This window comes from Hyphomicrobiales bacterium, assembly GCA_030688605.1.
GTDB lineage: Bacteria > Pseudomonadota > Alphaproteobacteria > Rhizobiales > NORP267 > JAUYJB01.
Window position 1 is genome coordinate 17982 of sequence record JAUYJB010000033.1, and the last position, 9776, is coordinate 27757.

At 64.7% G+C, this 9776-nt stretch carries 8 protein-coding genes and 1 pseudogene; 6 read left to right on the plus strand and 3 right to left on the minus strand.

Annotated elements, in window-relative coordinates; genetic code table 11:
• Nucleotides 1-2: 2 nt before the first annotated feature.
• From Q8P46_03880 to Q8P46_03890, 3 genes are all read right to left on the minus strand, one after another.
• Nucleotides 3-827: an amidohydrolase family protein gene (locus tag Q8P46_03880; protein ID MDP2619303.1), complete on the minus strand. Its 825-nt coding sequence runs from the start codon at nt 825-827 to the stop codon at nt 3-5.
• 100 nt (nt 828-927) lie between these two features.
• Nucleotides 928-1104 carry a hypothetical protein gene (locus Q8P46_03885; protein ID MDP2619304.1) on the minus strand — a complete coding sequence of 59 codons (177 nt, stop codon included), beginning with the start codon at nt 1102-1104 and terminating at the stop codon, nt 928-930.
• A 260-nt stretch (nt 1105-1364) separates the two neighbouring features.
• Nucleotides 1365-2189: a hypothetical protein gene (locus tag Q8P46_03890; GenBank protein MDP2619305.1), complete on the minus strand. Its 825-nt coding sequence runs from the start codon at nt 2187-2189 to the stop codon at nt 1365-1367.
• 241 nt (nt 2190-2430) lie between these two features.
• On the opposite strand from Q8P46_03890, the gene Q8P46_03895 reads away from it, so the two are divergent.
• From Q8P46_03895 to Q8P46_03920, 6 genes and pseudogenes are all read left to right on the plus strand, one after another.
• The gene (locus Q8P46_03895) at nt 2431-4062 is read left to right on the plus strand and encodes an FAD-dependent oxidoreductase (GenBank protein MDP2619306.1); all 1632 of its coding nucleotides are present in this window, start codon (nt 2431-2433) and stop codon (nt 4060-4062) included.
• Nucleotides 4063-4096: 34 nt separating this feature from the next.
• Entirely contained in the window at nt 4097-5167 is a 1071-nt protein-coding gene (locus Q8P46_03900) for a tripartite tricarboxylate transporter substrate-binding protein (protein MDP2619307.1), read from the plus strand.
• A gap of 33 nt (nt 5168-5200) precedes the next feature.
• On the plus strand, nt 5201-6673 hold the full coding sequence (locus tag Q8P46_03905) for a tripartite tricarboxylate transporter permease (GenBank protein MDP2619308.1): 1473 nt from the start codon (nt 5201-5203) through the stop codon (nt 6671-6673).
• Nucleotides 6670-7113, plus strand: a complete 444-nt coding sequence (locus Q8P46_03910; GenBank protein ID MDP2619309.1) for a hypothetical protein — start codon at nt 6670-6672, stop codon at nt 7111-7113. Before Q8P46_03905 ends, Q8P46_03910 begins: the two co-directional genes overlap by 4 nt.
• A 416-nt stretch (nt 7114-7529) precedes the next feature.
• Nucleotides 7530-8342 (plus strand): FAD-dependent oxidoreductase, encoded by an 813-nt coding sequence (locus Q8P46_03915; protein ID MDP2619310.1) that lies wholly within the window; start codon nt 7530-7532, stop codon nt 8340-8342.
• 87 nt (nt 8343-8429) lie between these two features.
• Nucleotides 8430-9685, plus strand: a pseudogene (locus tag Q8P46_03920) (IS1182 family transposase).
• Nucleotides 9686-9776: the final 91 nt, after the last annotated feature.

Below are 9776 nucleotides of genomic sequence, written 5' to 3' on the forward strand. Positions count from 1 at the left end.
GGTCAGCTGAACCCGAACAACCGGGCCGGGTTTTCGGCCAGTATCCGGTTGCGCACCGCCTCGTCGGGCGCCCAGTCCAGCATCAGGTCCAGAAGATCGCCGTCATTCGGCATCGGCCCCTCGACTGCTGGGTGCGGCCAGTTGCTGCCCCAGACAAGCCGGTCGGGGCGGGTCTCCACCAGCGCGCGGGCCATAGGCGCCATGTCGGCATAGTCCGGCGGGCCCGACGACGAGAGCCGGTAGAAGCTGCATAGCTTCACCCAGCATTTGTCGTCTTCGCTCAAAAGGCGCAGCAGCGCTTGGAAACCCGGATTGTCCACGCCCTGGTTGCCCCGCACACGGCCAAAATGGTCGATCAAGTAGGGAGTAGGCAGCCGGGTTAGCAATGGTGAAATTTCCACCAGCTCCTCCACGTTGCCCAGATGCACTTCGGCCAACCAGCCGAATTCGGCGATGCGCTTCGCCAGCACCTCGAGATGTTCCGCCCCGGTGCCGCCCGCAACGAAGGTCGTCATCCGCGCACCTCGCATGCCGGCCTCGTCGAGCCGCACCAGCTCCTTGCGCGTGATATCTGGGGCGACCACCGCGACACCACGGAAGTTGCCGCCAAGTTGCGCCAGCGCGTCGAGCGTAGCCGTGTTGTTCGTTCCCTGAACACTCGCATGCACAATGATCCCGCGCTCGAAGCCAAGCACTTCCAACAGGCGCAAGTAATCTGGGATCAGTGCGTCCGGTGGCGTATAGCTGCGGTTTTCGGCATAGGGGTATTTCGAGGCGGGCCCAAAGATATGCGCGTGGGTGTCGCAGGCGCCGAGTGGGGCCTGCAAGCGTGGCGTCCTCGGATTTGGGTCGGGGCCTTGGCAAGTCGGTGTGGTCATGGATTGCCTTCCAGTTTCTGGTGGTTCGTCGTCGGCAGAGTGTGCGAGATTAACAAAGCAACGCCGGCAGCTCCCCCGGCGCAAAATGGGGTGCTGAGAAGATGCGCGGCGGCCAGAGAAAGCCGGCATGGGCTGCGGCGACGATGTATGTCGCGACCTGCCCGAGCCAGGCCTCCATCCGGTAGAAGGCCGGGGCGGCGACCGGCAGTCGCCATTGGAACCCCATCAGCAGCACCGCCGGTCAGAACCCTCTTCCCATGGCGACATCGGGGGGCTCCGCGATCCGCCCTTAAATTGCGAGCGGGTCGACTTCGCGTAGCGCGAACACACACATCACCAGTGGCACCATATTCAGCCCATCAAGACGGTAATCTTCGCCGAAGGTATTGCGGGTTCGCTGGCAAGCGGCCCCTTCACAGGCTTCGCCCCACTCAGATAGCTGATCATCACGGTGCCCACCAGCACCCAATTCACCATGGCCAGGTGTCAACCTATCCTGCCTTCTTGCGGCGGACAGGCCATCTTCGTCTTACCCTGCAGCCCGGATGTGAGGGGCCGCCCGGCAACAACCAAATCGGCGGCAGCAGCAGCCTTTGCCCCTAGCCGGCCGAGCCTCGGCAGCGGATCGTTTACCCCGGCAAGGCGCAGCGCCTGCCAGATCACAACCTGGTTGCTGGTCACCACCGGCCGGCCGAGTATCTTTTCCATTTCCTCCAACGCCTCAATCGCGCGGATATTGGCGCAGCTCAGGAAGTAAACATCTGTCCTGTCGTCCTTCTCCTCGGCCATAACTTGGAGCCAGTCGGCTGCCGGCATGGCGCAGTAGGCGTCGGACCCGCTGAGCCCCAGATTACGTTCGCCCACGATTTCAAGACCAGCCTCCTCGAGAAACTCGAGGTCACGCTCGTGCGACGGCCGCGTATAGGGTGAGACGAAAACGATCCGCTTTGCCGCCAAAGCCTCGAACGCCGCCATAGTGGCCGATGCGGTAGTCATTGCCTGTCCGCCCGTGGCGTTCTTGATTGCGGCGACGATATGCCTTTCACCAGTCATGCCCTCCGCCATGGAGTTGGCAGTGCAGTGGAAGACTATAGGGTCGCATCGAGCGTCCGCGAGCATCGCGGCCGCCTCAACGATTTTGGGCCGCAGTTCATCGAACCTCATGAAATGCGGTCCGGTCATACGCACTCGTGTTGCATGCGGCACCACACCATCAGGCGAGTACTCGTAGGCATGAGGCTCCGCCATGCGGTTCGACGACGGGATAATCAGGCCATACCGGGCACGAATCGTGGTGGATGGAACGCTCAAGACACGGCTCCCTCCCTTGCGCCGATCCTTCAATGTTAAGTTTAGTTTGGTCTAATGTCAGCACGTGCAGATTGGATGGGGTTGTCAACCCCTCGAGCGACCGGCTCCGTCCAATTCCGTTTGCCCTCGATACGCAGGCGATGCTAGGTTTTTTTGGCCATATTGCAAACAAGAAACGCACGGTTGCGCGACGGCCTTTGCGGGCGGCACAGTGAGGCCTGCGGTGGGAGGAAACCGGAAGTTGGTTCACTGGGACAGCGAATACGACGTTGTGGTCGTGGGCTCCGGTGGGGCCGGGCTTGCGGCCGCACTTTCCGCTTCCGAGGCTGGCCTGAAGCCTGTGGTGCTGGAGAAGGGGGAGCGCCTGGGCGGCAGCACCTGCTACTCTTACGGCTTGGTTTGGTTCGGCACCAACCACTTGGCCGAGGCGGCCGGCATCCCCGACAGTCGTGACGACGTCATCCGCTACATGCGGTTTCTGAGCGGCGGCTACCAGGTCGAGGAGCGCATGTTGGCGCTTGTCGACCGCGGACCCGACGTCCTTGCCTTATACAGTCGCTGCGGCCTGCGCTTTCGCCTGTCGCGGGTCAAGGACGTCTACTACGGCTCGGTCCCCGGCGCCGTCGCCACCGGACGATCGGTGGAGCACGACCTGATCTCGGGACACGAACTCGGCGATTGGCGCGAATGCATCCTGCTGCCGCCCGTCATTCCGTACACTCTCCTGATGGACGAGATGCTCGCCTGGGGCGGGTTGAACAACATGGGCAACTGGGACCAGGCCCTGATGGAGGAGCGTCTCCGAAAGGATATCCGTGGTCTCGGGGTCGCCCTGGTTACCGGCTTCGTCAAGGCGTTGCTCGATCGTGGAGTCACGCTGCGGACGGATGCGGCGGTCGACCGGCTGGTCATGGACAATGGCCGCGTGACCGGCGTGGCGCTGGCAGGCGGCGAGCGCATCGCCGGCCACTTGGGCACTGTCATCGCCACCGGCGGTTATGAATCGAATGACGACCTCGTTGCCAACTACGAGGGGCTGCCGCGCTGGTATTCCCAGTTCCCCGAAACATTGACCGGAGACGGGCTGGTCATGGCCGCAGAGCAGGGTGCTTCCGTCCACCGCATCCACCAGACCTTCCGGCTGCACCTTGGGTTCTGCGTGCCTTCGGAGCAGCCGGACAGAAAGCCTGAATTCCGCCTGGCCAGCATCGTAGAGCTGTGCAGCCCGCACACCGTGGTCGTCAACCGCTTCGGCAGTCGCTTCGCCAACGAGGCCTATTTCCAGTCGGTGGCGGCCGCGGTTCGCCACTACGACGGTGTAGCCCACTCCTACACAAACCTGCCGGCCTACCTGATCTTCGATCAGCAGTTTGTGGACAAGTTCTCCTTCGCTGGACTTCCGGCCCGAACTGCGCTCCCGGAGTGGGTGGCGCGTGCCGACAGCGTGGAGGAGCTGGCCCGGATGCTGGACGTCGACCCGGGCGGCCTGGGAGCGACGGTGGAGCGCTTCAACGGCTTCGTCGCCGCTGGCGCTGATGCCGATTTCGGCCGCGGCACCGAGGGGTGGCGGCTCGACGAGACGGAGCCGCGCAGTGCCGAGCAGCGGCTCGGCACTCTCGCCGCACCGCCGTTTTACGGCGTCGAGCTGCGCCCGAGTTCGCCTGCCTCCGCAGGGCTGGAGACCGACATCCACGGCCGCGTCCTGCACCTGCGTCGAAACGTCATCCCCGGACTCTATGCCAGCGGCAACGCATCGTCCCACACCGAGATGGGCGTAGGCTATCAGTCCGGGCTCGGGCTCGCCGCAGCCTTCACCTTTAGTCACCTGGCGGTTCAGCACATGGCTCAGGCCAGGGTACAGGCGGCGGAATAGCCGCTCCAACGCAAGAAGTCACGGGAGGAAGATTATGGGTTTTCTGAACAGGTTCACGCGACGGTCGGCGGGGCTGCTGGCCGCCCTTTGGCTGGGCGGTGCGGCGGCGATCGGCATGCTGGCGACGACGCCTTCGGCCTCGGCGCAGGAGGTCTACGCGGGCGAGACCCTCACTCTCGTGGTGCCCTTCCCGGCAGGCGGCACCTTCGACGGGCTGGCCCGCATCGTCGCCCAGAATCTGCCCCGGTTCATCCCGGGCGAGCCGACCATCATCGTCAATAACCAACCGGGCGGAGGCGGCATCATCGGCACTCGGGCGGTCTTTAACGCCAAGTCGGACGGGCTGACCCTCATCCACCGGCCGTCGATGGGCATTCTCCAGGGCGCACTGAACCAAGCCGAGGGCGTGGACTACGCGAAATTCGACTGGCTCGGCGCGGTGGCCGGTGCTTCCTATGTGGTGATTGTCAGGTCGGACTTGGTCGACAAGGGCGTCGAGGCGCTTGCGGCGGATCGGACGCCGATCAAGCTGGGCGTGAACGCCCCCGGCGGCCTGATTTACGAGACCACCAAGATGCTGGCAAAGATGGGGGCCCTGAACGTCCAGATCGTGGCCGGCTATCAGGGCGGCAATCCGATCTTTCTTGCCATTCGCCAGGGCGAGATCGACGGGCTCGTCGGCAGCTCCGAAATCCTGCTCGCCCAGTCGCTGATGAACGAGATGTACAGAGGCGGGTCTATCAAGATGCTCATGAATTTTGGTGGATCGCCGGCGCCAGCGGAACTGCGTGAGACGGTGGCTGCACTGCCCAAGCTGCGCGATAGCCTCACCGACCCGGTTGACATCGCGGCCATCGACGCAGTCAACGGCGTCATCGAGATCTCCCGTGTCTTCGCGGCGGCGCCGAACACTCCGCCCGAGCGGCTCGCCGCCCTGCGTAAGGCATTCTCCGCGCTTCTGGAGGATCCGCAGTTCATCGATGAGGTTACCAAGGCCGGCTTCCAGCCGGCGCCCGTCGGACCCGAGCAGACCGAGGCGATTGTGAAGTCGGTGGCTGAGCTGCCGGACAACGTGAAGGAGCGGCTAAAGGCGCTGCTGGAATAGGCTCACGTTGCAAGGCAACTGCTGCCAGCGACCATGAACTGGGATGCCGCCGGGCAGGGTCTGGCCGCCACCTTCACGCCGAACGTGTTCGGCGGCATCGCCGTGGGTCTCCTCATCGGCCTGGTATTCGGGGCGGTGCCCGGGCTCCACGGCGTCCTGGCCATCGTGCTGGTGCTGCCATTCGTCTGGGGAATGGATCCGTTCGTGGCCTTCGCCATCCTGCTGTCGCTGACTGCGGCTGTGCAGACGTCAAACACCTTCCCGGCCTTCTACTTCAACGTGCCGGGCAGCCCGTCAGCGGCCGCGACCGTGATCGACGGCTACCCGATGGCAAAAAATGGCGAGGCCGCCAAGGGACTGGTGGCCTCGTTCTGCGCCTCGGCCGTCGGTGGCGTGGTGGCCGCCGCGATCCTGTTCCTGCTGCTGCCACTGCTGCGGCCCCTCGCCTTGGCGGTGGCCACGCCAGAGCGGCTGATGCTGGTGGTGCTGGGCCTGTTCTCGGTCAGCGCCCTGAGCGGACGCCAGATTGTCAAGGGGCTGCTGACCTGCCTGTTCGGGCTTCTGATCGGGACCGTCGGGCAGGACCCGCAGTACGGCCACTACCGCTACACCTTCGGCAGTGCGTTCCTGTACGACGGCATCAATCTCGTCCCGCTGGTTATGGGCCTGTTCGCCCTGCCCGAGGTCATCAGCCTGGCAGCGCGCGGCCAGATCGCAAGCGATGGCATGATCCGAGTGGGTCACGGCCTGCGCGACGGCGTACGGGCGGTAATTCGACACAAGTGGCTCATGCTGGCCTGCGGGGCGATCGGAACGACGATCGGCGCGCTGCCAGGCCTGGGCGGTACGGCTGCGGCCTTCTACGCCTACGCCTTCGCAGTCAGCTCCACACGGCGCGACGACCGTGACGGCTTCGGCCACGGCGACGTGCGCGGCGTCATCGCGCCGGAAAGCGCCAACAACGCGTCTGCCGTCGGTGAGCTGGTGCCCCTGCTAGCCTTCGGGATTCCCGGCGGCGCGACGACCGCTGTGCTGCTCTCTGCCTTCCTGATCCTCGGCATCACCCCGGGCGGGCCGATGTTCGGCGAACACCTGCCGCTCACCTACGCAATGGTCTTCATCATGGTGATCGCCAACATCGTGGCTACTGTCGTGTGTATCGCCGTGACCGGCCGCACCGCTCCCATCACCGCGCTGCGTTGCGACCTGCTGATTCCAGTGATCATGTTCTTCGTCCTGTTCGGCGCCTACGCCGGGCTGCCCGATATCGGCTCGCTGGCCGTCACGCTGGTGTTCGGCGTGCTCGGCTATCTCATGACGAGCGGCGAGTGGCCGCGGGTGCCGCTTCTAGTCGGCTTCATCCTGGGTCCGCTGGTGGAGAACAACCTGTTCATCGCGCTGGCGAGCTACGGCCCAGGTTTCCTATTGCGTCCCGTTCCGCTGGTGGTGATCGCGGTCATCGTCGTGGTGTTCGCGGCCGGGCTTGTCCGTCGGTTGCGGCGATGAGGAGCAAGGACACACTCGATGGGGCACTCGTCGCCTGCTGTGCCCTCGTCTTCGGCGGCGGCCTCTTGATGACCCTGGGTTGGCCGGCCACGGCAGCTCTGTTCCCCCGCCTCATCTGCGGCTTGGGCCTCGCGGTGTCCCTCCTTGCCGGTGTCGGCCTACTGTGGCGCGTAGGCGCGAAGGGCGACAGTAGCCCTGAAGAGAGCAACGGCCACCGGCAGCTGGCCGTGGTCGGATGGGTAGTGGGATTTTTCTTGGCGGTATGGATGCTCGGCTTCCAGGTCGGGTTGCCACTTGCCGTCGCGCTGTACTACGTGGCGGTTGCGCGGATCGCGCCGTGGGCCGCCCTTGTCCTCGCTGCCGCCGCGGCCAGCTTCATCTGGTTGGCGCAAGGAATGCTGCATTTGCCGATGTATGCGGGCCTGCTTCTGGGCGGGTAAGCGGCGGCTTCCTCATCCGCCATCCACGATTTGTCCAACCCGGAGAACTGTTACAAGGCGTTCCGTATCGTGCCGTTGTCCGCGTTCGACAAGCTCCGGCAGGGCAAGGTCATAGGCATTGTCACGTTGACTGGCTGGCTTGAGGCGCTGGGTGTGAAACAGCGCCGAAGCGGGACCCCGCCGGCCTTCAGGTCAAGTCATTGAAATTACGGCAATATTGGAAAGAAACAGGAGGGCTCCGTCGGCGCCGATCAGGACCCCTCTGCTTTCGTCGCTTTTCTCAGATGTTCAATGGCTCAGATGCGATTGGCGCGGGGGTCACGCTTTCGCGCTGATCCACACTCAGTCATCGGTGCATAGGTTGACCAGCCGCAGATACTCTGCCTCGCCATTTCACGCGCCAGGGGAAGCAAGCGTTGGAATGTTCGTTCGTCGGTGAAGCGCTACGCACCCCCTTATCGGATCGCTATGACGTGATCATTGCGGGCGGAGGTGCAGCGGGCCTGATTGCGGCCGTGGCGGCGGCGCGCGGCGGAGCGCACACGCTTCTTCTCGAACGGCAGGGATGCCTCGGCGGTGTCGCAACGTCGGGCTATGTCGCGCAGTTCGTCGGCTTCTTTAATCACGACCTTCAGGCCGTCTGGGGCTTGCCTTATGAGTTTCTCCAACGGATCGAGGCAGCCGGAGGGAGCGACGGTTTCGCCAAATACACCATGGCCGAAGCGTCGGCCTCGCCGGTCACCATCTACAACTTCCCGTTCAATCCGGAAATCGTGAAGATTGTCGCCGACGAGTTTGTCGAAGAAGCCGGCGTCGATACTCTGCTTCACTGCCAGGTCGTCGAGGTCATCAAACAGGACGGCCGTGTCACCGGCGTCATCGTGGAGACCGTCGACGGCCGATGTGCTTTCGGCGCCGATGTCGTGGTCGATGCGACAGGCGACGCCACCGTCGCGCACCGGGCCGGCATGCCCATGCAAACCGACAACGCCACGGTCGACCAACGCCAGCCCACCTCGCTGGTCTTCCGGCTGTCAAACGTCGACGTGAAGCGTTTCCGCGCCATTCCGCGTGCAGAGAAAAGAGCGCTCGTCCTTGCCGGATTGGAAAGGGGCGAGCTGTTCTGGGAGAGTCTGTCATTCATGAGCACGCCGGGCGGCTACGACGCCATATGTCTCATGAGCCGTATTCGAGCTTGTAAAGGAATCGCATTTTCGATTGGCGTGTGAGGAGAGTTGTGATTCCGTCTCTATGGAGGTGGGCTCATGACTGAGGCACGGGTTATTCGGGCGGATCGGGCGCAACTGCGCTGGGAGATGATTGATTTGGAGGCGCTGTTGGCGCCGGACCACCGGGCGCGGGTGGTGTGGGGTTTCGTGGAGACGCTGGATCTTGAGGAACTGTACGAGGGGATCGGCTCGGGTGAAGGGGCGGCGGGTCGGCCGGCGGCGGACCCGGCGGTGCTGATGGGGCTGTGGCTGTATGCGACGATTGAAGGGATCGGCTCGGCGCGGGAGCTGGCGCGGTTGGTGGAGCGCGATGTGGCCTACCGCTGGCTGGCGGGCGGGGTGCCGGTGAACCATCACGGTCTGGCGGACTTCCGGGTTTTGCACGGTTCGGTTCTCGACCGGCTGTTGAGCGAGAACGTGACGGCCTTGATTGCGGAGGGGTTGGTTGCGCTCGACGAGATTGCGCTGGATGGCACCAAGGTGCGGGCGAGCGCAGGGCGCGGCTCTTATGCGACCCGCAGGAAGCTGACCCGGATCGAGGAAGCCGTGGAGCGCCGGGTGGCGGCGCTGAAGCAGGAGCTTGAGAGCGACCCCGAAACCTCGACGCGGCGCAAGCGGGCCGCCCGCGAGCGTGCCGCGCGTGAGACCCGGGAGCGGGCCGCCAGGGCGCGCGCGGCGTTGGCGCGGCTGCAGACGGAGAAGGAGCGTCGCAAGAAGACGCATCCCAAGGACGAGGGGAAGAAGAAGGTCGAGGCCGAGGTCTCGATGACGGACCCTGAGGCGCGGCGTATGCGCTTTGCCGATGGAGCGGTGCGGGGGGGGGGGGGTACAACATCCAGATCGCGGCGCATCCGGAGAGCATGATCGTGGTGAGTGTGGCCGCCACCGATCGGCGCAACGACAGCGCGCTTGCGGTTCCGATGGTGGACGACATGACGCGGCGCTACGGCCGCACGCCTGGGCGTCTTCTGATCGACACCAACTACGCCACGCGCGACGATCTGGTGAGGTTGGCGGCCCATGAGAAGGGCGCGGTCGAGGTCTATGCACCGCCGCCCCCGGAGCGCGACAACGTCACCCCGGCATCGCGAAGGAACCGAGCCCGCCAGAGAGCCCGCGAGCCCGCGGCCGTCAAGCACTGGCGGGGGCGCATGGCGAGCGCCGAGGGCCAGGCGATCTATCGGCGGCGAAAGCGCATCGAGCTTGTCAACGCCCAGCAGAAGAACCGCGGCCTCGGCTTCATCAACGTCCGCGGCCTCATCAAGGCGCAGGCGGTCGCGCTGTGGCACGCCCTCGCCCATAACCTGATGGCGGCCCATCGCCTGCGCACCGCGACCACCTAAGCCGGCCGCGGACACACATTCGGCGACATCAAAACCAACAACGCCCTGCCCAGACCACTGCAGCCATGTACAAAACGCCGATTCCTTCACA